Below are 22,278 nucleotides of genomic sequence, written 5' to 3'. Positions count from 1 at the left end.
GGCCGGCCCGCCTCGGACCGTCACCTCGTGCCGCGGGCCACCCCCCGGGGGTGGGCGCGGTGAGCAGGCGGGCAGGGACGGCGCCGGTGAGCGCCCCGGGTGCCGGGTCCGTCCTCGGACACCGCCGGGGTGCGACCCGCCGTGACACCGTTCCTGGCTGCCATGCACCAACGCTAGACCCCCGGCGGCTCCGGCGCACAGGCGTGCGGCGCCCCCGCCCCGCGCGCTCACGCGATCGTCACCGTCAGCACGGCGTCCACCCGCGCGCCACCGGCCCGCAGCGCGCGGACGGCCTCGGCGGCGGTGGCGGTGGTCGTCACGACGTCGTCGAGGACGAGGCAGGGCCGGGCGGGGGCCGGGCCGGCGAGGGTGAAGGCGCCGCGGACGTTGGCGCGGCGGCCGCGGGCGTCCAGGTCGGTCTGGTCCCGGACCCGGCGGGCCAGGCGCAGGCACCGCCGGACGTCGACGTCGTGCCCGCGGCGGCGGGCGGTGGCCGCCGCGCGGGCGGCGAGGTCGGCGACGAGGTCCCCGCCGCGGGCGCGGCGGCTGGCGGCCCGGGTGGGGACGGGCACGAGGACGACGCCGGGGGCGGGCGCACCGAGCAGGTCGGCGAGGGCGTCGGTGAGGGCGTCGGTGAGGGCGTCGGTGAGGGCGTCGGCCAGGGCGGGGCGCGCCTCGGCGCGGCCCCGGTCCTTCACGGCGAGCAGGACCTGCCGCGCGGGGCCGTCGTGCGGGGCGCAGCCGTGGACGGGGGTGCCGTCGGGCAGGTCGGTGCGGGCCCCGGCGCGCAGGGCCCGACGGCACGGCGCGCAGCAGACGGCACCGGGGCGGCCGCACCCGGCGCAGTGCGCGGGCCACACGAGGTCGGCGACCGAGGACAGGGTGGCGGTGAGGGCGCGCACGGGCCCCAGCGTGCAGGACGCGGCGGCGGGCCCGGTGGCGTCGTCCACAGGGCTGCCGTCCCCGGCCGCCGGGCAGGGCGGGCTCAGCCGGGGTAGCTGGGGTCGCGCCCGTCCGCGACGACGATCCAGTCGGCACCGCTGCGGGTCAGCAGCCTCCCGTCGGCCGTGCCCACGACGAGGTCCCGGTCGCTCCAGCCGCCGGCGACCGACACGGCGCCGGGGACGGCGGGCAGCGGCGCGCTGGGGCCGGACACCTCGGCGAGCACCGGGACGGTGCTGCCGTCGGCCCGGCGCACCAGCAGCGCGAACCGGTCCTCCACCAGCCACGCCGCGTCCAGGACCTCCCCGGCGCCGGGGGCCAGGTCCGCGCCGGGTTCCCCCAGCCGCAGCGGCCGGCCCGCGCCGTCGCGCACGACGCCGTGGACGCGCACGTGCCAGCCGCCCGCGCCCGATCCGTCGTCACCGCGCACGACGACGAGCACCCGCGCCCCGTCGCGCGAGACGCGCAGCCCGGTGAGCGTCCCGCCGAACCCGCCGGCCGGCGGCTCGACGACCTCGGCGGGCGTGGCGGGCGCCCCGACGGGCACCACGAGCGGCTGACCGGTGGCGGTGGCCGCGGTCCACAACCAGCCGAAGCGGTCGACGGCCGGCGGCAGCAGCGGCCCGCGGCCGCTGACGGCCGGTTGCAGCGGTCCCCCGGCGGTCTGGACGCGCGCGACGCGGCCCTCGTCGGTGAGCACGGCGTACGTCGTGCCGTCGGGGGCCGCGGCGGGGTGGGCGGCCCCCTCGGTGCTGGCCAGCCCCGGGCCGGTGCCGGCGACCGGGCGCAGCGCCTGCCGGTCCCAGCGGGACAGCCCCTCCGGCCCGAGCACCACGAGCCGGGCGTCGGCGGGCACGGCCGAGCGGGGCAGGTCGGCGCCGCGGGAGCCGTCGCGGGTGAGTTCGGCCCCGTCGACGGACACGGTGACGTCGGACAGGCCGGGCAGGCCGGTGAGGCTGGCGCGCAGCTGGGCCAGCAGCGTGGAGCGCTGCGCCGGGTCGGCCTCCAGGGCCGTGTCGGACAGGTCCACCGTCGCCGTGCCGGCCGCCACCGGGACGGTGCCCACGCGCAGCGAGGTGCCGCGGGGGGCTCCGGAGACGACCCCGGGCGCCAGCCACGGCGACGGGCCCTCCAGCAGGGCCCGCACGATCCGGGTGGCGGTGGAGGAGTCGTAGCCGAACCAGCGGACGTCGGCGACCAGCTGCGGCGACGGCCCGGCCGTGACGAAGTACACCGGGAAGGACCGCACGGTGCGGGAGGCGTCCAGGCTCGTCAGGACGATCCCGTCCCCGGGGTCGGCCAGCCGCCACTGCCCGTCCTCCCGGACCAGCCGCACCTGCCGGGTCGTGGGGGGCCCCGGCGCCCGCTCCACGTAGTGCCCGGCGGCGTCGATGACGGCCGTGGTGGTGCTGGTCAGGGACACCACGGCCTGCGCGTCGTCCCCGGAGCCGTCGAGGGAGACCAGGGCCAGGTCGGGCGCGCCGGTGACGATGGTCGTGGAGGCGTCCGCCCGCCAGGTCTGCGCGGCCGCGGCGGTGAGGAACTCCCGCGCGACGCCGTGGTCGTCGTCGGAGGACGCCGCGGCCAGCAGGAAACCGCGGACCACGTCGACCGGCCCGGCGCCGCGGACCGGCCCGTCGGCGATGACCTGCAGCAGCCCCACCCGGGGGTCGGCCTCGACGCGGGACCCGGCGACGACGTCACCGGAGCGGGGGATGCCGCCGCACCCGGCCACCGCCAGGGCCAGGGCCAGGACGGGCACCGCCGCCCGGCCGGTCCTCACGCCGGGTCCCGGCGCGGGCCCGGGGGCAGCGCGGCGACCGGTTCGCGCCAGCCCACCGGGACCACCGGCAGCGGGGAGCTGCGCAGGGACCGGCCCGCGGTGCGGGGCACCGTCAGGACGAAGTGGCACCCCTGGCCCGGGTGGCCCCACACCTCCAGCCACCCCCCGTGCAGCCGGGTGTCCTCCAGGGCGATGGCCAGCCCGAGGCCGCTGCCGCCGGTGGTCCGCGCGCGGGCCGGGTCGGCCCGCCAGAACCGGTCGAACACCCGGGGCAGCTGGCTCGCCTGGAGCCCGACGCCGTGGTCGCGGACGCCGACGGCGACGGCGTGCTCGTCGCAGACCACGGTGATCTCGATGGGGCGGGCCTCGCCGTGCTCGATCGCGTTGCCGACGAGGTTGCGCAGGACCCGCTCGATGCGGCGCGCGTCGACCTCGGCCGTGCACGGGCCGGACGGCTCGGACACCAGGACCTGCGAACCGCGGCGGTCGGCCAGGGTCGAGGTGAACTCCACGACCCGGTGCACCAGGGCCCGCACGTCCTGCGGGTCCGGTTCCAGCGCGGCGGCCCCGGCGTCGAAGCGGGAGATCTCCAGCAGGTCCGACAGCAGCGTGTCGAACCGCTCCAGCTGGGTCAGCAGCAGTTCGGCCGACCGCGCCGAGGCCGGGTCGAAACCCTCCCGGGCGTCGTGCAGGACCTCCCCGGCCATCCGGATCGTGGTCAGCGGGGTCCGCAGCTCGTGGCTGACGTCGGAGACGAACCGGCGCTGGACGCGGGACAGCTCCTCCAGCTGCTCGATGTGCTGCTGCATCCCGGCGGCCATCTCGTTGAACGCGCGGGCCAGCCGGGCCAGGTCGTCGCTGCCGCGCACCCGCATGCGCTCGTCGAGGTGCCCGCCGGTGAGCCGCTCGGCCGTCCCGGCGGCCTCCCGGACCGGTTCGACGACCATGCGGGCCACCACCCACGCCACCGCCCCCACGAGCAGCACCAGCGCGATGCCGCCGCCGACGAAGGTGGTGCGCACCAGCGACACCGTCTGCTCCTCGCTGGCCAGGGAGTAGACGAAGTACAGCTCGTACTCCCCGGCCCGCGGCAGCGTTACCGTGGAGCCCACGACGAGGGAGGGGGCGCCGGAGGCGTCGGGCAGGTCGACGATCTGCAGCTGCTGCACGTCGGAGGACACCACGGCGCGGCGCAGCGCCATCGGGATGTCGGCGGCCTGCAGGCCCTCGGAGGCGACGTCGCGCACGACGACCTGGCCGCTGGCGGCGGTGTCCGGCGCCCCGGCCGCGCGCAGCAGGACGACCCCGCGCACGCGGTCGGGCCCGGCGCCCTCGAGGGAGGACACGACGTCCCCGGCGAGCTGGTCGACCTCGGCGGAGCTGGTGGTCGTGGCGGCGTCGAACTGCTGCTGGGCGGTCTGGGCGCTGCGCGCGGCGTCGGCCAGCGCCACCTCCTGCCGCTCGGCGACGAGGCCGTCGGCGATCCCGTCGAGCAGGAACGAGCCGACCCCCACGACGACGGCCAGCCCGAGCATGGTGGTGAGGACGACGACGCGCAGCTGCAGGGAGTCGCGCCAGCGGGCGAGGACCCGGCGCATCGTCAGAGCGGCCCGGCGCGGTACCCCACCCCGCGGACCGTGACGACGATCTCGGGGTGCTCGGGGTCGCGCTCGATCTTCGAGCGCAACCGCTGGACGTGGACGTTGACCAGGCGGGTGTCGGCGGCGTGGCGGTACCCCCACACCTGCTCCAGCAGGAGCTCGCGGGTGAACGCCTGCCAGGGCTTGCGGGCCAGGGTGACCAGCAGCTCGAACTCCAGCGGCGTCAGCGGCAGCGACCGGCCGTCGCGGCGGACGGAGTGCCCGGCGACGTCGATCGTCAGGTCGCCGATGCGCAGCGTCTCCGGCGGGCGGTCCCCGGCGGTGCGCAGCCGGGCCCGGACGCGGGCGACGAGCTCCTTGGGCTTGAAGGGCTTGACGACGTAGTCGTCGGCGCCGGCCTCCAGGCCCAGGACGACGTCGACGGTGTCGCTCTTGGCGGTCAGCATGACGATGGGCACGCCGGACTCGGCGCGGATCTGCCGGCAGACCTCCATGCCGTCGGTGCCGGGCAGCATCAGGTCCAGCAGCACCACGTCCGGGCGGGTGGCCCGGAACGCGCCCAGCGCCTCGTCCCCGTCGGCGCAGAAGCGGGTCTCCAGACCCTCCCCCTGCAGCACGATCCCCAGCATCTCGGCGAGCGCGGTGTCGTCGTCCACCACGAGGACGCGTCCCCTCATGGGGCCATCCTGCCCCGTGGGACCGGGTCCGTGGTCACCACCACGCCGCGCGGACGCCCCTCTGGCACGATGTGGCGGCATGGGGACCGATCAGTGGCAGCGGCCGGACGAGGGTCCGGGCGAGGGCCCGGACGGCTGGGACGCGCCCCGGCAGGCCCCGCTCACCGGGTGGGGTGAGGCCCCCGCCGGGCCGGTGGGCCACCCCGGCCCGCCGCAGCGGCCGGTGGCCCCGCGGCCCGGGATCGTGCCGCTGCGGCCCCTGGGGCTCGGGGAGATCTGGGACGGCGCGTTCCGCGCGTTCCGGCAGAACCCGAAGGTCATGGTGGGCCTGTCGGCGATCGTCGTCGTCATCACCTCCGTCGTGGGGCTCGTCGCCTCGTTCGTGACGACCCGCGACCTGATCGGCGTCATGAGCAGCTTCGAGGCCGGGGACGGCTCCCTGGACGAGCTGTTCTCCACGGTGCAGCGCTCGGTGCCGCTGCTGGTCCTGAGCTGGGTGCTGCAGCTGGTCGCGGTGCAGGCCCTCAACGGGATGCTCATCGTCAGCGTCAGCCGCGCCGTGATCGGCCGCACCGTCGGCTTCGGCGAGCTGTGGGCGCTGTGCCGGCCGCGGTTGCTGCGGCTCGTCGCGCTGTCGCTGCTGATCACGGTCGCCTCGGTGGCCGTCGGTGCGGTGACGCTGGCGCCGGGGATCGCGCTGGTCGCCCTCAGCGGGTCGGACCTCGTCACGGGCGTGGGGGTGGTGGCGCTGCTGCTGGGCGTCCTGGCCTGGGTCGTCGGGGGCGCCTTCCTGTGGGTGAAGTGGTCGCTGGCCACGCCCGCGATGCTCCTGGAGGGCCTGGGCGTGGGCGCGGCGCTGAAGCGGTCGTTCGCGCTGACCCGGCGCTCGTTCTGGCGGCTGCTGGGGATCCAGCTGCTCACCGCCGTCGTCGTGTACTTCGTGGTGGCGGCCGTCTCGTTCCCGTTCGGGGCCGTGGGCGGTCTGGTCTCGGCCGCGTTCGGCGACCCCACGAGCTCGGCGGCCCTGGCCGCGCAGCAGTCGATCGCGACGCTGGGCTCGATGATCGGCAGCATCGTCGCCTACCCGTTCCTGGCGTCGGTGACGGCGCTGCTGTACGTGGACCTGCGGATGCGCCGCGAGGGGCTGGACGTGGAACTGCACCGGGCCTCGACGCGGTGACGGCCCTCCCGCTGATCGTCCCGGTGGGCGTGCCCGTCCAGCCGGACCGGGGCACCGCCCGCGGCTGGCTGGCCGAGGAGCTGGCGGGCCCGGAGTACCGGCAGCAGCAGGGGTCCTGGCTGGCGCGGGCGTGGGACTGGCTGTGGGACCGGCTGGAGGGCGTGTCCGTCCCGGGCCTGGGGACGGGCTGGACGTCGGTCGTGGTCGTCGTCGTCCTGCTGCTGGCGCTGCTGGCGGTGGTCCACCTGGTGGCGGGCCCCTTGCGGCGCAGCGCCCGGCAGGCCCCGGCCGAGCCGGTGTTCGACGCCGCGCCCGAACCGTCCTCGGCGCACTTCGCCCGCGCCGACGCCGCCGCCGCGGCCGGGGACCACGGCCTGGCCGTCGCCGAGCGGTTCCGCGGCCTGGTGCGCGCGCTGGAGGAACGGGCGCTGCTGGACCCGCGGCCGGGCCGGACGGCCGCCGAGATCGCCGGCTCCGGCGCCCGCGCCCTGCCCGACGCCGCCGACGCCCTGCACCGGGCCGCGCGCACCTTCGACGACGTGCGCTACGGCGGCCGGCCCGCCGGCGCCGCCACCGACGAGGACCTGCGGGCCGTCGTGCGGCAGGTGGCCGCCGCCCGGCCCGCCGCCCCCGGCACCCCCCCGACGCCGGCCCCGGCCGTCGCGGAGCACGCCGGATGACGCTCGTGCGCCGCTACCGCGGGGTCCTGGCCGTCGTCGCGCTCGTGCTGGCCACCGCCGTGCTCGTGGCGGTGCTGACCCCCCGCAGCGACGAGGCCGAGTTCTCCCCCGAGTCCGTCGCCCCCGGCGGCGGGCGCGCGGTCGCGCGGGTGCTCGCCGACCGGGGTGTCGAGATCGCGCACGTGCGGTCCTGGTCGGCGGCCGTCGACGCCACCGGCGCGGGCTCCACCGTCCTGGTCACCCGGCCGGACCTGCTGTCGGACGGCCGGCTGCGCGAGCTCGCCGCCTCCGGGGCGGACCTGGTGCTGCTGCGGCCCGGCGCGGCGGCGCTGGAGGCGCTGACCGGCGACGTCGTCCCCGACGGGACCGCCCCCGCCGCCGTGCGCGACCCCGGCTGCGACGTCGCCGACGCGCGCGCCGCCGGAGCGGCGCGCGCCGGCAGCAGCGTCTACGCCGCCTCCGGCGACGCCACCGCCTGCTACGGCGGCTCCTGGGTCCGCGACGAGCTGCCCGGCGGCACCCTCACCGTCGTCGGCCAGTCGGGGCTGCTCACCAACCGGTGGGTCGCCCAGGACGGCAACGCCGCCCTGGCGCTGCGCACCCTCGGTGCGCACCGCGACCTCGTCTGGTACCTGCCGGACCCGCTGGACACCGACTCCCCGACCGTCCCGCTGACCGCGCTCCTGCCGCGCTGGACCGGCCCCGCCGGTGCCGTCGTCGCCCTGGCCGCCGCCCTGGCGCTGCTGTGGCGCGGGCGGCGGCTGGGCCGGCTCGTCGCCGAGCCGCTGCCCGTCGTCGTGCGCGCCGCCGAGACCGTCGAGGGGCACGGGCGGCTGTACGCCAGCGCCCGCGCCGCCGACCGGGCCGCGCACGCCCTGCGGGCCGCGACGCTGCGGCGGCTGCGCGCCGGGACGGGCCTGGACGCCGGTGCCGGGGTCTCCGACGTCGCCGACCAGGTCGCCTGGATCACCGGCCGCCCCGCGGCCTCGGTCCGCGAGCTCCTCGCCGGCGCACCGCCCCGCGACGACCCCGCCCTCGTGGCCCTCGCCCTGCAACTCGACGCCCTCGAACGGGACGTCCGCACCCCCTCACCCAGGAAGGTCGACCAACAGTGACCCAGAGCCCCTCGACCGAAGCCGTCGAGGACGCGCGGCAGGCCCTGCGCGCGGTCCGTCAGGAGGTCGCCAAGGCCGTCGTCGGCCAGGACGCGGCCGTCACCGGCCTCGTCATCGCCGTCCTGTGCCGCGGGCACGTCCTGCTCGAGGGCGTCCCGGGCGTGGCGAAGACGCTGCTGGTGCGCAGCCTGTCGGCCTCGCTGGCGCTGGACACCAAGCGCGTGCAGTTCACCCCCGACCTCATGCCCGGCGACGTGACGGGCTCGCTGGTCTACGACGCGCAGAGCGCCCGGTTCTCCTTCCGCGAGGGCCCCGTCTTCACGAACATCCTGCTGGCCGACGAGATCAACCGGACGCCGCCGAAGACGCAGGCCTCCCTGCTGGAGGCCATGGAGGAGAAGCAGGTCTCGGTGGAGGGCGAACCGCGCCGGCTGCCGGACCCGTTCATCGTGGCCGCCACCCAGAACCCCGTGGAGTACGAGGGCACCTACCCGCTGCCGGAGGCGCAGCTGGACCGGTTCCTGCTGAAGCTGACGCTGCCGCTGCCGCCGCGCGAGGACGAGGTGGAGGTGCTGGCCCGGCACGCCACCGGGTTCGACCCGCGCGACCTCGCCGCGGCCGGGGTGCGGGCCGTGGCGACCCCCGAGCAGCTCGCCATCGCCGCCGGCGCCGTCCGCCGCGTCCAGGTCTCCCGCGAGGTCATCGGCTACGTCGTCGACGTGTGCCGCGCCACCCGCGACTCCCCCTCCCTGGCCCTGGGCGTCTCCCCGCGCGGGGCGACGTCGCTGCTGGCCACCGCCCGCGCCTGGGCGTGGCTGTCGGGCCGCGACTACGTCTCCCCCGACGACGTGAAGTCCCTGGCCCGGCCCACCCTGCGCCACCGCGTGCAGCTGCGCCCGGAGGCCGAGCTCGACGGCGTGAGCGTCGACGCCGTCCTCGACTCGGTGCTCGGGTCCGTCCCGGTCCCCCGCTAGGACGACCCGGTGACCGTCACGGGACGTGCGGCCGCGCTGGCGCTGGCCGGGCTGGTCCTCGTCGTCGCCTGGCCGGGGTGGGCCGCGTTCTGGGTGTGGCTGGCCGTGTGCGTGCTGCTCGTCGCGCTCGACGTCGTGCTCGCCCCCTCGCCCCGCCGGCTGGCGCTCACGCGGCCGCCGCTGCCGGCGGTCCGGCTCGGGGAGCCGCGCACCGCCGAGCTGCTCGTGCAGAACACCGGGGACCGGCCGCTGCGGGGGCTGCTGCGCGACGCCTGGGTCCCCTCCGCCGGGGCCCGGCGGACCCGGCACCGGCTCGACGTGCCCCCCGGCGAGCGCCGCCGCTTCGAGGTCGTCCTGGTGCCCACCCGCCGCGGGGACCGGCTCGCCGACCGCGTCACCGTCCGCACCCGGGGCCCGCTGGGCCTGGCCGCGCGGCAGCGCTCGACGCCCGTCCCGGGCCGGTTGCGCGTCCTGCCGCCCTTCACCTCCCGCAAGCACCTGCCGTCGCGGCTGGCGCGGCTGCGCGAGCTCGACGGCCGCAGCGCCGTGCAGCACCGCGGCCAGGGCACCGAGTTCGACTCGCTGCGCGACTACGTCGACGGCGACGACGTCCGCTCCATCGACTGGCGGGCCAGCGCCCGCCGGCAGGCCGTCGTGGTGCGGACCTGGCGGCCCGAGCGGGACCGGCGCGTCCTGCTGGTCCTGGACTGCTCGCGCACCTCCGCGGCCCGCCTCGACGGGCCCACCCCGACCGTCCGCCTCGACGCCCAGATCGAGGCCGCGCTGCTGACCGCCGCCCTCGCCTCGCGCGCCGGGGACCGCGTCGACCTGGTCGCGCACGACCGGCGGGTGCGGGCCCGGGTGCGCGGCGGGTCCCGCGGCGACCTGCTGCCCTCCCTGGTGGAGGCCCTCGCCCCGCTGGAGCCGTCCCTGGTGGAGGCCGACTGGGACGCGGTCGCCACCGAGGTCCGCACCACCACCCGGCAGCGCTCGCTGGTGGTCCTGCTCACCGCCCTGGACTCCTCGGTCCTGGACTCCGGGCTCCTCGGCGTCCTGGAGCAGCTCGCCACCCGGCACACCGTCGTCCTGGCCGCGGTCGACGACCCGGCGCTGGGCCGCCTGGCCCGGGACCGCTCCGACGCCGAGGCCGTCTACACCGCCGCCGCGGCCGAGACGGCGACCGCGACGCGGGACCGCACGGCGCGGCTGCTGTCCCGGCTGGGCGTGGAGGTCGTGCACGCCGGCCCCGACGGGCTCGCCCCGGCGCTCGCCGACCGCTACCTGGCGCTGAAGGCCGCCGGACGGCTCTGACGGCTCCGGCCGGTTCGCCGGGGACACGAAAGTCTGATGTGACGCGGGCCACCCGGCTGCTAGACCTGACTCCCGTGCTGTTCACCCTCCTGCGCGAGCACCTGCGCCCGCACCGCGGGCTGCTGGGGGCGGTCGTCGTCCTGCAGGTCCTGCAGACGGTCGCGTCCCTCTACCTGCCCCGCCTCAACGCCGACATCATCGACCGGGGCATCGCCACCGGCGACACCGGCTACATCTGGCGCACCGGCGCCCTGATGCTCGCCACCACGCTCGTGCAGGTGGTCGCCACCATCGCGGCCGTCTGGTGCGGGGCCCGCGTCGCGATGGCCCTGGGCCGCGACGTCCGCGGCGCGGTCTTCGACCACGTGCTGGGTCTCTCCGGCGCCGAGGTGGGCCGCTTCGGCACCCCCTCGCTCATCACCCGCGGGACCAACGACGTCCAGCAGGTGCAGATGCTCGTCCTGATGACCTGCACGATGATCGTCTCGGCGCCCATCCTGTGCGTCGGCGGCATCGTCATGGCGCTGCGCGAGGACGTCTGGCTCAGCTGGCTCGTCGTGGTCGCCGTCCCCGTCCTGGTCGCCGTGATGGCGCTGGTCATGGTCCGGCTCGGGCCGCTGTTCGGGCAGCTGCAGGAACGCCTCGACGTGGTGAACCGGGTGCTGCGCGAGCAGCTGACCGGGTTGCGGGTCGTGCGCGGTTTCGTCCGCGAGGACGCCGAGCGCGCCCGCTTCGCCCGGGCCAACACCGAGCTGACCGACGTGGCGATCCGCACCGGGCGGCTGTTCGCCGTCGTCTTCCCGTTCGTCACGCTCGTCATGAACCTCGCGAGCGCGGCCGTCGTGTGGTTCGGCGCGGGCCGCATCGAGAGCGGGCAGCTGCAGGTCGGTTCCCTCGTCGCGTTCCTGACCTACCTGGTGCAGATCCTCATGGGCGTCATGATGACGACGTTCCTCGCGGTGATGGGCCCGCGCGCGGCGGTCTCGGCCGGCCGCATCGAGGAGGTCCTGCGGACCCCGGCCAGCGTGCACGAGCCGAAGGCGCCGGTCGCGCCGACGGGTGCGGGGTCGCTGGAGTTCCGGGACGTGTCGTTCCGCTACCCCGGCGCGGACCGGCCCGTGCTGGACGCGGTCACGTTCTCCGTCGCCCCCGGCCGCACGACGGCGATCATCGGCTCGACGGGTTCGGGCAAGACCACCGTCGTGAACCTCGCCACCCGGCTCGCCGACGTCACCTCCGGCGCCGTCCTGCTCGACGGGGTGGACCTGCGCTCGGTCGCGGAGGACGAGCTGCGCCGCCGCGTCGGGCTCGTCCCGCAGCGCCCGTACCTGTTCTCCGGGACGATCGCCACGAACCTGCGGTTCGGCCGGCCCGAGGCCACCGACGAGGAGCTGTGGGCCGCGCTGCGCACCGCGCAGGCCGCCGACTTCGTCGCCGCGAAACCCGAGGGGCTCGACGCCCCGATCTCCCAGGGCGGGACGAACGTCTCCGGCGGTCAGCGGCAGCGGCTGGCCATCGCGCGGCTGCTCGTGCAGGACCCCGGCGTCCTCGTCTTCGACGACGCGTTCTCCGCCCTCGACACCGCCACCGACGCCCGGCTGCGGGCGGCGCTGGCCCACGACCGGCCCGGCGCGGCGGTCCTCGTGGTGGCGCAACGGGTCTCGACCATCGTCGACGCCGACGAGATCGTCGTCGTGGAGGGCGGGCGGGTCGTCGGCCGCGGCCGGCACGACGACCTGCTGCGGACGTGCCCCACCTACGAGGAGATCGTCTCCAGCCAGGTGGAGGTGGCCGCCTGATGGCCATGCACGGCATGCCCTCGCAGACCTCGGTGAGCTTCGGCCCCTCCGCCCGGCGCCTGCTGTCCCGGATGGGCCCGGACGCGGCGCGGCTGGCCCTCGTGTTCGTGCTGGCGGTCGCCAGCGTCGTCCTGACCGTGTGGGTCCCCAAGCTGCTGGGCGAGGCCACCGACTTCGTCGTCGACGCCGCGTTCGGCGACCGGCCGCTGGACCGCGCGGGGCTGACCCGGACGATCCTGCTGGTCGTCGGGGTGTGCGTGCTGTCCGCGCTCGGGTCGTTCCTGCAGGGCCTGCTGCTGAACCGGATCGTGCAGCGCACCGTGTTCCGGCTGCGCGCCGACGTCGAGGACAAGCTGCACCGGCTGCCGCTGTCGCACGTCGACTCCACCCCCCGCGGGGAACTGCTGTCCCGCGTCACGAACGACATCGACAACATCTCCCAGAGCCTGCAGCAGACCGTGTCGCAGGCCCTCGTCTCGGCCCTGACCGTCGTCGGGGTCGTCGTGATGATGTTCACGATCAACTGGCGGCTCGCGCTGCTCGCGCTGGTCTCGGTCCCGCTGACGCTCGTCGTCGTCGCGCTCATCGCCCGGCGCTCCCAGCCGCTGTTCGTCGCCCAGTGGCGCGAGACCGGCGCCCTGAACGCGCAGATCGAGGAGGCGTTCACCGGCCACGACGTCGTCACCGCGTTCGGCCGCCGCGAGGAGGTGCGCGCCCGGTTCGCGGCGAAGAACGCCGAGCTGTTCACCGCCGGCTCGGGGGCGCAGTTCCTCTCGGGCACGATCATGCCCTCGACGATGCTCATCGGGAACCTCGTGTACGTCGCGATCGCCGTGGTGGGCGCGACGATGGTCACCGGCGGGTCCATCACCATCGGCGGGGTGCAGGCGTTCGTGCAGTACTCCCGGCAGTTCACCCAGCCGCTGGCGCAGCTGGGGTCGATGGCGAACCTGCTGCAGTCCGGGGTCGCCTCGGCCGAGCGGGTGTTCGAGGTGCTGGACGCCCCGGAGGTGTCACCGGACCCGGCCGGCGGGCCGGGACCGTCCGGCCCGGGCCGCATCGAGTTCGAGCGCGTCTCCTTCCGGTACCAGCCCGACACCCCGCTCATCGAGGACCTGTCGTTCACCGCCGAACCGGGCCACACGGTCGCGATCGTGGGGCCCACCGGCGCCGGCAAGACGACGCTGGTGAACCTGCTGCTGCGGTACTACGAGGTCGACTCCGGCCGCATCCTGCTCGACGGGGTCGACACGGCCACGATGTCGCGGCGGGACCTGCGCTCGCGGGCGGCGATCGTGCTCCAGGACACCTGGCTGTTCGAGGGGACGATCGCGGAGAACATCGCGTACTCCCGGCCCGACGCCACCGGCGAGGAGGTCCGGGAGGCCGCGCGCGCCGCGTCGGTCGACACGGTGGTCGCGGCGCTGCCGGACGGTTTCCAGACGGTCGTGGACGACGACGCGGGCCGGCTCAGCGCCGGGGAGAAGCAGCTGGTGACGATCGCGCGGGCGTACCTGGCCCGGCCGCAGGTGCTGGTGCTGGACGAGGCGACGAGCTCGGTGGACACCCGCACCGAGCGCGCCGTGCAGCACGCGATGGCGCGGCTGCGGCGCGACCGCACCAGCCTGGTCATCGCGCACCGGCTGTCCACGATCCGCGACGCCGACCTCATCCTGGTGATGGAGTCGGGCCGGGTCGTGGAGCAGGGCCGGCACGAGGACCTGGTCGCCGCCGGCGGCGCCTACGCGCGGCTGCACGCGGCGCAGTTCGCCGGGGCCGCGGCGGAGGTGGAGTGAGCGCGGCCGCCCCCGGGGGAAACCCGCTGCACCGCACGGCGACGAGGGATTAGGCTCCCCTCACGTGGCCCAACCCCCTTCCCGTCCGGTGCTCGACGTCCTGCGCCGGCACCGTCGCGCGGTCGCCGTCGGCTGCGGGTCCTCGATGGTCCACCAGACCTGCGAGGCGCTCGTCCCGGTCGCGATCGGCCTCGTCGTCGACCGCGTCATCGGCACCGACGACGTCACGGCGATCCTCCTGTCCGTCCTGGGCGTCCTGCTGCTGTTCGCCGTCCTCACCAGCGCCGGGACGGCCGCGTTCGTCGTCATCGACCGCGCCGCGTTCGACGAGGCGCACTTCCTGCGGACGTCGGTCACCCGGGCGGTCCTGCGCGACCCCGCCGTCCTGCGCGACCGGCAGGTCGGGGACGCCCTGTCCGTCGCGACCTCCGACGCCCGGCACACCGCCGAGTCCCTCGGGCTGGTCAGCTTCCTGGCCTCGGGGTGCTTCGGGATGGTCGTCGCGGCGGTCGTGCTGCTGCGCATCGACGTCGTCCTCGGCCTCGGGCTGCTCGTGGCCGTCCCCGTGCTGGTCCTGGGCCTGCAGGCCCTGACCCCGCAGCTGGAGGCCCGCGTCCACGACCGCCAGCGCAGCGCGGGGCTGGCCGCCGCCGTCGCCGCCGACCTGCTCGCCGGGCTGCGCCCGCTGCGCGGGTTCGGGGGCGTCCCGGAGGCCGTCCGCCGCTACCACCTGGCCAGCGCCGTCTCGCGCCGCGCGGCCGTCGGCGCCGCCGGGGCCACCTCCGTCGTCGTCGGCGTCAGCACCCTGGCCACCGGCGCGGTCCTGGTCGCCACCGCCGGGGTCGCCGGCGCGTTCGTGGCCGGCGGCCGCCTCGACGTCGGGGAGTTCGTCACCGTCGTCGGGATGGCCAGCTTCCTGGCCGACCCGGTGCGCAACATCAGCCACTGCGTGCAGCAGCTCGCCGTGTCCCGGGCCAGCGCCCGCCGCGTCGCGACGCTGCTGGCCCCGCCGGCGCCCCGCGCCCCCGAGGCCGGGGTCGCCCTGCCCGCCCCGCTGGCCCTCACCCCGGGCGAGGTCCTGGGCGTCGTGGCGACCGACACCGCCACCGCCGACGCCGTGACCGCCGGCCTGCGCGCCGCCGGCGGGGCCCGCAGCACCCTCGTCGAACCGGCCGAGACGCACCTGCTCGGCGACACCCTCGGCCAGGCCCTGGACTCCGGGCCCGTCCCGGCCGGGCGCGGGGTCGCCCTGGCCGACGCCCTGACCGCCGCCGCCGCCCCCACCGACCTCGACGCCCCGCTGGCCGACGGCGGCACCAACTACTCCGGCGGGCAGCGCCAGCGCATCGGCCTGGCGCGCGCCCTGGCCGCCGACCGCGAGGTGCTCGTGCTGCGCGACCCCACGACGGCGCTGGACGCCGTCACCGAGGACCGCGTCGCGGCCGGCGTCCGCGCCCTGCGCGCCGGGACCGGCACGACGGTGCTCGTCACGTCCTCGCCGCTGCTGCTGTCGCGCTGCGACCGGGTGGTGCTGCTGACCGGCGACGGCCGGCACGCCAGCGGCACCCACGCCGAGCTGCTGGACCACCCCGACCTCGGGGCCGAGTACGCGGCGGCGGTGGCCCGGTGAGCACCCCCACCCCCACCTCCGCCCCCGTCCCCACCCCGGCCGGTGCCCTGCCCGTCGCCCCCGGCCGGCGCAGCGCCGTCGTCCTGTGGCGCACCGCCGCCGCCCACCCCGGCGAACTGGCCCGGGCCGTCGCGACGACGGTCCTGTCCAGCGCCGGGACCGTCCTGCTGCCCCTGCTGCTGGGCCGGGCCGTCGACGTCGTCCGCGCCCGCGAGTCCCTCACCCCGCTGCTGGTGCAGCTGTCCGTCGTGGCGGTCCTCACCGCCGTCACGACCGCCCTGGCCCGCCGTGACGCCGAACGGCTCGGCGCCTCCGTCGCCGCCGACCTGCGCGAACGGGTCGTCGACCGCTCGCTGCGGATGAACCCGCGGGTCCTGGAACGGGCCGGGGCCGGGGACGTCGCCTCCCGCGTCACCGAGGACGTGGAGCTGTTCACCTCCTCGGTGCAGCTCGCCGCGAACGTCCTCACCTCCGCCGTCACCGTCGTGCTGTCCGCCGCGGGGTTCCTCGCGCTGGACTGGCGGCTCGCGCTGGCGTTCTGCGTCGTGTTCCCCGTCTACGCGGCCAGCCTGCGCTGGTACCTGCCGAAGGCCGGGCCGCTGTACGCCACCGAGCGGGCCGTCGCCGCGCAGCGCTCGCAGGTGTTCCTGCAGTCCCTGCACGGGGCCTCGACCGTGCACGCCTACGGCATGGCCGACCTGCAGGGCGACCGCGTCGAGACGGCCTCGGCCCGCACCGTGCGGGCCTCGCGCAACGCGCTGGGCACCTTCGCGCGGTTCTCGATGTCCATGAACGGCGCCGAGGCCGTCGGGCTGTCGGCCCTGCTGTTCACCGGCTTCTGGCTGGCCCGCGCCGACCTCGTGACCGTCGGGGCCGTCACCGCCGCCGCGCTGCTGTTCCACCGGCTGTTCGGGCCGCTGGGGATGCTGCTGCTGTCCTTCGACGAGGTCTCCCGGGCCGCGGCCGCGCTGAACCGCCTCGTCGGGGTCGTCGACCTGCCCGCGGACCCGCCCGCCGACCCCGCCGTCCTGGCCCGCGCGCCCCGGCGCGGCGTCGGGATCGTCGTGCGCGGCCTCACCCACTCCTACTCCGACGCCCCCGGCGGGCCGCTGGTCCTGCGCGGCATCGACGTGGACGTCCCGGCGGGCACCTCGCTGGCCGTGGTCGGGGAGAGCGGGGCCGGCAAGACGACGCTGGCCGCCGTGGTGGGCGGGGTGTTCCCGGCCACCGGCGGCACCGTGGAACTGACCGGTGAGCTCACCGGTGAGCACGGGGTCGTCGCGCTGGCCGACCTGGACGCCGAGGCGGTCCGCGAGCGCATCGGGGTCATCGCCCAGGAGTCGCACGTGTTCACCGGCACGCTGCGCGAGGACCTCACCCTGGCCCGCCCCGACGCCACCGACGAGCAGGTGCACCACGCGCTGCGCGTCGTGGGCGCCGACGACTGGGTGAGCGCGCTGCCCGAGGGCCTGGGCACCCGGGTCGGTCCCGGGGAGCTGCCGCTGTCGCAGGCCCGCGCCCAGCAGCTCGCGCTGGCGCGGCTGGTCCTGCGCGACCCGCCCGTGGTCGTGCTCGACGAGGCCACCGCCGAGGCCGGCAGCGCCGGGGCCCGCGACCTGGAGCAGGCCGCCGTCGCCGTCGTGCGGGGCCGGACCGCGCTGGTGGTGGCGCACCGGCTGAGCCAGGCCGCCGTCTGCGACCGGATCGCGGTCATGGCCGACGGGCTGATCGCCGAGATCGGCACCCACGAGGAGCTGCTCGCCCTCGGCGGGCGGTACGCCCGGTTGTGGGAGGCGTGGTCGCGGCCGGCGCACGCGCCGGAGCGGGTGGCGGACGCGTAGGGCGGTGACGGGTGGTCGCGCGGGCGCCGACCCAGCACTCTCTTACGCAGAGTGGCAAGGTAGCTACCGTGTGTGAACAGACACCGGCGGTGGAGACGACGCTGCCCCTCGATCCGCGTGCCGCCGGCGAAGCCCGCCGCTTCCTGCGGGCCGCCATCTGCCGGGCGCACGCCGCCTCGGTGCTCGACAGCGCGGAACTGCTCGTCTCGGAACTGGTCGGCAACGGGGTGCGCCACGCGGCCCCGCCGATCACCCTGCGGGTGGCCTGCGACGGCAGCAGCGGCCTGCAGGTCCACGTCAGCGACGGCGAGCCGAACGCGCCGAGCCCCCGTCGAGCCGACGCCGGCGCCGAGGACGGGCGGGGCATGAGGCTCGTCGACTACATCAGCGACGCCTGGGGGGTGCAGCCGCACCCGGAGGGCAAGACCGTCTGGTTCACCCTGACCGCCTGACCCCGGCGGCGGCGCCGGTGTCGCCGGACCACCGCCGCCCTGACACCCTGGCGCGGTGCCCCCCGGACCCCACCGCCCCCGCGCCCGGCCGTGGCTGCCGCCGGGGATCGGCGGGGCGCGGGCCGGGATCGCCCTGGACCCCGCGCACGCCGACCGGCCGACCCCGTGGAACGCACCGTGAACCTCGCCGACGCCCTCGCCGACGCCCTCGCCGACGCCCTCGCCGACGGGGTGCGCCGGGGGCTGTTCGGCGGCGCCACCGCGGCGTTCTCCGGACCGGACGGCCGGGTGCACCGCGCCGCGGCCGGGACCGTGACCCCCGGCGACCCCGCGCCCGTCACCCCCGGCACCCGCGCGGACCTGGGCCCGCTGACGCGGCTGTGCACGGCGGTGGTCGCGCACGAGCTCGCGCAGGTCGGCGCGATCGACCTGGACCGGCCCACCGGGCGCGGCTTCACCCCGCGCCAGCTCCTGACCCACACCTCCGGCCTGCCCGCCGGCAGCGACGCGTGGCGGCGCGACGACCTGCGGCCGGCGCAGAAGCTGCAGCGCGTCCTGGACTCCCCGCTGCTGTCGGCCCCCGGGGAGGTGGTCCGCGACTCCGACGTGGGGTACGTCGTGCTGGGCGACCTCCTGGAGGACGCCACGGGGCAGGGGCTGGACTCCCTCGTCGAGGAGTTCGTGACGCTCCCGCTGGGCCTGGACGGCCCGCGGTTCGGGCCGGTGCCCGGCCCCGTCCTGGGAACCGGCGTCGTCGGCGACGAGCTGGCCCGGTCGCTGCGGCGCCCGGCCGGCCACGCGGGGCTGTTCGGGACGGCCGAGGAGGTCCACGCGCTGGGCCGGGCGCTGCCGGCGGGGACGCTGGAGGCCGGGGACGGGTGGCGCACCGGCGGGGCGGCGCTGGTCCTGGACCCCGCCGCGGGCACCTGCCTGGCCCTGCTGACCGACCGGCCGGCCGCCGACCTGGCCGCGTTCGGGAAGTCGCTGGCCCGCGGCCCGGCGGGACCGACATGATCGCGGGGTGGACGACGAGACGCGTGAACTGGCCCGGGCGGTCCGACGGTTCCTCGACGACGTGGTGCAGTCCCGGCTCGGTGACGCCGAGGACACCGGCCCGCCGCTGAGCGAGGTCGTCGACGCGCACCTGGGGACGGCCTCGAAGGGTCTGCCGGTGGTGCGCGAGGAGGTCCCCGACCACCAGTTCGTCGACCTCGACATCGCGCTGGAACTGCTGTCCGAGCGCGGCGGCGGCGGGGACGTGGTGGGCGTGGGCGGGGGCGAGCAGCGCAACCACCACGGGTTCGCCGACCTGCTGTCCAACCCGTGGGCCCGGTTCGGCGTGGGGGCGGTGGACCGGGTGAACCTGCCGACCGGTCCGGCCTCGACCCGGCGCGCGGTCGGTTTCGGGGTCCGGCTGCTGCGGTTCGCGGGCACCCCGCTGGCGGTGCTGCAGCGGGCCGCGCAGCGGCAGTTCGGCCTGCCCGGGACGATCGAGGTGGTGTGCCCCGACGAGGAGGTCGTGGCGTCGTTCCTCGCCGAGGTCCGCCGGGCGGTGGTGGAGCACAGCGTGCTGCGCGGGCAGGTCCTGTCGTTCTCGGGGTCGCCCTACGAACCGCACAACGCGGGGATCACGTTCCTGCCCCGGCCCCGGGTGGAGGCCTCCGACGTCGTGCTGCCGCCCGGTGCGCTGGAACGCATCGCGCGGCACGTCGTGGACGTCGGGACGCACGCGCGCCGGCTCACCGCCGCCGGGCAGCACCTCAAGCGCGGGGTGCTGCTGTACGGCCCGCCCGGCACGGGCAAGACCCTCACGGTCCGCCACCTGGTGTCCCGGGCCGAGGGGACCACGGTGGTGCTGCTCGCCGGTCAGGCCCTGGCCCACGTCACGACGGCCGCGCACCTGGCCCGCGCGATGCAGCCGGCGATCGTCGTCCTCGAGGACTGCGACCTCGTCGCGGAGGACCGCGGCTCCGACCCCGGGGAGCGGCCGCTGCTGTTCCAGCTCCTGGACGCGATGGACGGTCTGGACGGGGACGCCGACGTGGCGTTCCTGCTGACGACGAACCGGGCGGACCTGCTGGAACGGGCGCTGGCGCAGCGGCCGGGGCGGGTCGACCTCGCCGTGCACGTGCCGCTGCCGGACCGGGCGGCGCGGCTGGCCCTGTTCCGGCTGTACGCCCGGGGACTGCCGGTGAGCGAGCAGGTGCTGGCCGAGGCGGCCGACCGCGCCGAGGGCGTGACGGCGAGCTTCGCGCGCGAACTGCTGCGCCGCGCCGTCCTCGTGGGCGCCGAGGCGGGGCACGACGTGCGCGACGACGACGTGCGCACGGCGCTGGACGAACTGCTGTCCGACGCCGAGGAGCTGACCCGCAGCCTGCTGGGTTCTCAGCCCGCCGTGGGCACCGAGTCCCCCGCGTAGCGCTCCTCGAGGTCCCCCGTCTCGCCGGCGCGCGCGGCGGGGCGGCCCAGCAGCAGGCAGTAGCTCCAGAAGACGACCCCGGCGAGGACCCCGATGCCGACCCGGGCCCACGTCGGCAGGCCCGAGGGGGTGACGAAACCCTCGATGACGCCGGAGACGAACAGCACGAACACGAGCCCGAGGGCGACGCCCATCATGGCCCGCCCCTCGGTCGCCAGGGCCACCGACCGGCTGCGGGCGCCGGGCGAGACCCACGACCAGAACAGCTTCAGGCCCGCCCCGGCGGCCACGAACACGGCGGTGAGCTCGAGGATGCCGTGCGGGGCGATGAGGCCGAAGAACAGCTCGCCGCGGCCGTGCTCGATGAGCAGACCGCCCTGCAGGCCGACGTTGAGGCCGTTGACGGCGAGCGCGACGACGACGGGGACCCCGGCGATGCCCAGGGCCACGCAGGTGGCCGCGACCCAGGCGTTGTTCGTCCAGACCCGCCCGGCGAAGGCGGCGTTGCCGTACTCGGAGTAGTAGCCCTCGAAGTCGGAGTACACGAGCTGGCGGATCTGCTCGTCGGAGCCGAACAGGCTGGCCTGGGCGGCGGGGTTCCCCGCGATCCACACCCCGGCGACGACGGCGAGGACGGTGGTGAACGCGAAGGTGCCGGTCGTCCACCACCGCAGCCGCCACAGGGCGGCGGGCAGGCCGCGGGTGGCGTAGTGGACCAGCTGCCGCCACGCGGTGTACCGGGACCCGGTGAGCCGGGCGCGGGCCTTGACCAGCAGCGTGGACAGCTCGTCGAGGAGCACCGGTTCGGACTGGGCCGAGCGCAGCGCCGACAGGTGGGTGGCGGTGCGCTGGTAGAGGACGACGAGCTCGTCGGCCTCGTCGCCGTCCAGGGTGCGCCGGGAGACCAGGCGGCGCAGCCGCGTCCACTCGTGCTCGTGCACGGCCCGGAAGGCGTCGACGTCCACCTCCCGAGGGTATCGGCGGGGGTATCTTCCGGGGGTGCACAGGGTGGCGGTCCTCGTCCTGGACGGGGCGAAACCCCTGGACGTGGGGATCCCGGCGCAGGTGTTCTCGAACCGCCCGTCGATGCCGTACGACCTGCGGGTGTGCGGGGCCGCACCGGGGCTGGTGCGCGGCGGGGAGGGGTTGTCGTACCACGTCGACTCCGGGCTGGAGACGTTCGCGTGGGCGCAGACGATCTTCATCCCCGGGTACCGGGAACCGGCCGCGACCGAGCCGCCGGCCGCCGTCGTGGACGCGTTGCGGGCCGCGCACCGGCGCGGGTCCCGGCTGGCGGCCATCTCGACGGGGGCGTTCGCGCTGGCCGCGACGGGGTTGCTGGACGGGGAGCGCGCGACGACGCACTGGCACTACACCCGCGACCTGGCGCGGCGGCACCCGCGGGTGCGGGTCGACGAGAACGTCCTGTTCGTCGACTCCGGTCAGGTGCTGACGTCGGCGGGTGCGGCGTCGGGGATCGACCTGTGCCTGCACCTGGTGCGCCGCGACCACGGGGTGGGTGCGGCCAACCACGTCGCGCGGCGGCTGGTGGCCGCGCCGTACCGCAGCGGCGGGCAGGCGCAGTTCGTCCCGCGCAGCGTGCCCGAGGGCGTGGGCGAGGTGTTCGCCGGGACGCGGGAGTGGGCGCTGGCGCACCTGGCCGAGCCGCTGACCCTGTCGGCGCTGGCGCGGCACGCGCGGGTGTCGGCGCGCACGTTCTCGCGCCGGTTCGTGGAGAACACCGGGTACACCCCGATGCAGTGGGTGCTGCGGGCGCGGGTCGACGCGGCCCGCGAGCTGCTGGAGCGCTCGGACCTGGGCGTGGAGCAGATCGCCGGCCGGGTGGGGCTGGGGACGGGGGCGAACCTGCGGACCCACTTCCAGCGGGTCCTGGGGACGTCGCCGACGGAGTACCGGCACACGTTCTCGGCCTGACCCGGCCCCCCTCCCCCACGGGGGGGGGGGGGGGGGGGGGGGGGGGGGGGGGGGGGGGGGGGGGGGGGGGGGGGGGGGGGGGGGGGGGGGGGGGGGGGGGGGGGGGGGGGGGGGGGGGGGGGGGGGGGGCGGGGGGGGGGGGG

General features: G+C 76.9%; 19 protein-coding genes. 14 read left to right on the top strand and 5 right to left on the bottom strand.

Annotated features, from left to right (window positions below; genetic code table 11):
* Positions 1-227: 227 nt before the first annotated feature.
* The 4 genes from ACRYRX_RS20100 to mtrA are packed head-to-tail and all read right to left on the bottom strand — an operon-like array spanning position 228 to position 5,003.
* Positions 228-950 (bottom strand): ComF family protein, encoded by a 723-nt coding sequence (locus ACRYRX_RS20100; RefSeq protein ID WP_432514821.1) that lies wholly within the window; start codon positions 948-950, stop codon positions 228-230.
* Between the two features lie 35 nt (positions 951-985).
* Positions 986-2,725: an LpqB family beta-propeller domain-containing protein gene (locus ACRYRX_RS20095; protein WP_432514820.1), complete on the bottom strand. Its 1,740-nt coding sequence runs from the start codon at positions 2,723-2,725 to the stop codon at positions 986-988.
* Positions 2,722-4,323: an MtrAB system histidine kinase MtrB gene (gene mtrB / locus ACRYRX_RS20090; protein WP_432514818.1), complete on the bottom strand. Its 1,602-nt coding sequence runs from the start codon at positions 4,321-4,323 to the stop codon at positions 2,722-2,724. The genes ACRYRX_RS20095 and mtrB overlap by 4 nt, the downstream gene beginning before the upstream one ends.
* Positions 4,324-4,325: 2 nt before the next feature.
* The gene (gene mtrA / locus ACRYRX_RS20085) at positions 4,326-5,003 is read right to left on the bottom strand and encodes an MtrAB system response regulator MtrA (RefSeq protein WP_432514816.1); all 678 of its coding nucleotides are present in this window, start codon (positions 5,001-5,003) and stop codon (positions 4,326-4,328) included.
* A gap of 79 nt (positions 5,004-5,082) precedes the next feature.
* On the opposite strand from mtrA, the gene ACRYRX_RS20080 reads away from it, so the two are divergent.
* The 13 genes from ACRYRX_RS20080 to ACRYRX_RS20020 all read left to right on the top strand — a co-directional run bounded on the left by ACRYRX_RS20080 (position 5,083) and on the right by ACRYRX_RS20020 (position 20,200).
* Positions 5,083-6,183, top strand: coding sequence for a glycerophosphoryl diester phosphodiesterase membrane domain-containing protein (locus ACRYRX_RS20080; protein WP_432514815.1), 1,101 nt, complete (start codon positions 5,083-5,085; stop codon positions 6,181-6,183).
* A gap of 29 nt (positions 6,184-6,212) precedes the next feature.
* Entirely contained in the window at positions 6,213-6,863 is a 651-nt protein-coding gene (locus ACRYRX_RS20075; protein ID WP_432514814.1) for a DUF4129 domain-containing protein, read from the top strand.
* Positions 6,860-7,978, top strand: a complete 1,119-nt coding sequence (locus ACRYRX_RS20070) for a DUF4350 domain-containing protein (protein WP_432514812.1) — start codon at positions 6,860-6,862, stop codon at positions 7,976-7,978. The genes ACRYRX_RS20075 and ACRYRX_RS20070 overlap by 4 nt, the downstream gene beginning before the upstream one ends.
* Positions 7,975-8,952, top strand: coding sequence for an AAA family ATPase (locus tag ACRYRX_RS20065; RefSeq protein WP_432514810.1), 978 nt, complete (start codon positions 7,975-7,977; stop codon positions 8,950-8,952). Before ACRYRX_RS20070 ends, ACRYRX_RS20065 begins: the two co-directional genes overlap by 4 nt.
* Positions 8,953-8,961: 9 nt before the next feature.
* On the top strand, positions 8,962-10,263 hold the full coding sequence (locus ACRYRX_RS20060) for a DUF58 domain-containing protein (protein ID WP_432514808.1): 1,302 nt from the start codon (positions 8,962-8,964) through the stop codon (positions 10,261-10,263).
* Between the two features lie 74 nt (positions 10,264-10,337).
* The gene (locus ACRYRX_RS20055; protein WP_432514807.1) at positions 10,338-12,062 is read left to right on the top strand and encodes an ABC transporter ATP-binding protein; all 1,725 of its coding nucleotides are present in this window, start codon (positions 10,338-10,340) and stop codon (positions 12,060-12,062) included.
* Positions 12,062-13,858, top strand: coding sequence for an ABC transporter ATP-binding protein (locus tag ACRYRX_RS20050; protein WP_432514804.1), 1,797 nt, complete (start codon positions 12,062-12,064; stop codon positions 13,856-13,858). Before ACRYRX_RS20055 ends, ACRYRX_RS20050 begins: the two co-directional genes overlap by 1 nt.
* Positions 13,859-13,922: 64 nt before the next feature.
* Complete coding sequence (locus ACRYRX_RS20045; protein WP_432514802.1) at positions 13,923-15,488, top strand: ABC transporter transmembrane domain-containing protein; 1,566 nt, start codon at positions 13,923-13,925, stop codon at positions 15,486-15,488.
* A complete protein-coding gene (locus ACRYRX_RS20040; RefSeq protein WP_432514799.1) occupies positions 15,485-17,329 on the top strand; it encodes an ABC transporter ATP-binding protein in 1,845 nt (614 codons plus the stop codon). The genes ACRYRX_RS20045 and ACRYRX_RS20040 overlap by 4 nt, the downstream gene beginning before the upstream one ends.
* A gap of 68 nt (positions 17,330-17,397) precedes the next feature.
* The gene (locus ACRYRX_RS20035; RefSeq protein ID WP_432514797.1) at positions 17,398-17,781 is read left to right on the top strand and encodes an ATP-binding protein; all 384 of its coding nucleotides are present in this window, start codon (positions 17,398-17,400) and stop codon (positions 17,779-17,781) included.
* Positions 17,782-17,836: 55 nt separating this feature from the next.
* Positions 17,837-17,962: a hypothetical protein gene (locus ACRYRX_RS20030; protein WP_432514794.1), complete on the top strand. Its 126-nt coding sequence runs from the start codon at positions 17,837-17,839 to the stop codon at positions 17,960-17,962.
* A complete protein-coding gene (locus ACRYRX_RS20025; RefSeq protein ID WP_432514792.1) occupies positions 17,947-18,795 on the top strand; it encodes a serine hydrolase domain-containing protein in 849 nt (282 codons plus the stop codon). Before ACRYRX_RS20030 ends, ACRYRX_RS20025 begins: the two co-directional genes overlap by 16 nt.
* Positions 18,796-18,802: 7 nt before the next feature.
* Positions 18,803-20,200, top strand: coding sequence for an AAA family ATPase (locus tag ACRYRX_RS20020; protein ID WP_432514790.1), 1,398 nt, complete (start codon positions 18,803-18,805; stop codon positions 20,198-20,200).
* Here ACRYRX_RS20020 and ACRYRX_RS20015 read toward each other — a convergent pair.
* Positions 20,167-21,165 (bottom strand): stage II sporulation protein M, encoded by a 999-nt coding sequence (locus tag ACRYRX_RS20015; RefSeq protein WP_432514788.1) that lies wholly within the window; start codon positions 21,163-21,165, stop codon positions 20,167-20,169. The two genes, ACRYRX_RS20020 and ACRYRX_RS20015, sit on opposite strands and share 34 nt — an antisense overlap.
* A 34-nt stretch (positions 21,166-21,199) precedes the next feature.
* Between ACRYRX_RS20015 and ACRYRX_RS20010 the strand changes: the two genes are divergently transcribed.
* Complete coding sequence (locus ACRYRX_RS20010; RefSeq protein ID WP_432514786.1) at positions 21,200-22,135, top strand: GlxA family transcriptional regulator; 936 nt, start codon at positions 21,200-21,202, stop codon at positions 22,133-22,135.
* The last annotated feature ends 143 nt before the right edge of the window (positions 22,136-22,278 follow it).

This window comes from Kineococcus lubricus, from assembly GCF_050871965.1.
In the GTDB taxonomy this organism is placed as follows: domain Bacteria; phylum Actinomycetota; class Actinomycetes; order Actinomycetales; family Kineococcaceae; genus Kineococcus.
Note: the sequence above shows the minus strand (reverse complement) of the source record. Positions and strands in the feature narration are given on the sequence as shown.

What these genes read in the sequence shown, in the direction of transcription:
- mtrB (WP_432514818.1), bottom strand. Translation starts at nt 4,323, where the DNA reads ATGCGCCGGGTCCTCGCCCGCTGGCGCGACTCCCTGCAGCTGCGCGTC.
- mtrA (WP_432514816.1), bottom strand. Translation starts at nt 5,003, where the DNA reads ATGAGGGGACGCGTCCTCGTGGTGGACGACGACACCGCGCTCGCCGAG.
- ACRYRX_RS20080 (WP_432514815.1), top strand. Translation starts at nt 5,083, where the DNA reads ATGGGGACCGATCAGTGGCAGCGGCCGGACGAGGGTCCGGGCGAGGGC.
- ACRYRX_RS20070 (WP_432514812.1), top strand. Translation starts at nt 6,860, where the DNA reads ATGACGCTCGTGCGCCGCTACCGCGGGGTCCTGGCCGTCGTCGCGCTC.
- ACRYRX_RS20050 (WP_432514804.1), top strand. Translation starts at nt 12,062, where the DNA reads ATGGCCATGCACGGCATGCCCTCGCAGACCTCGGTGAGCTTCGGCCCC.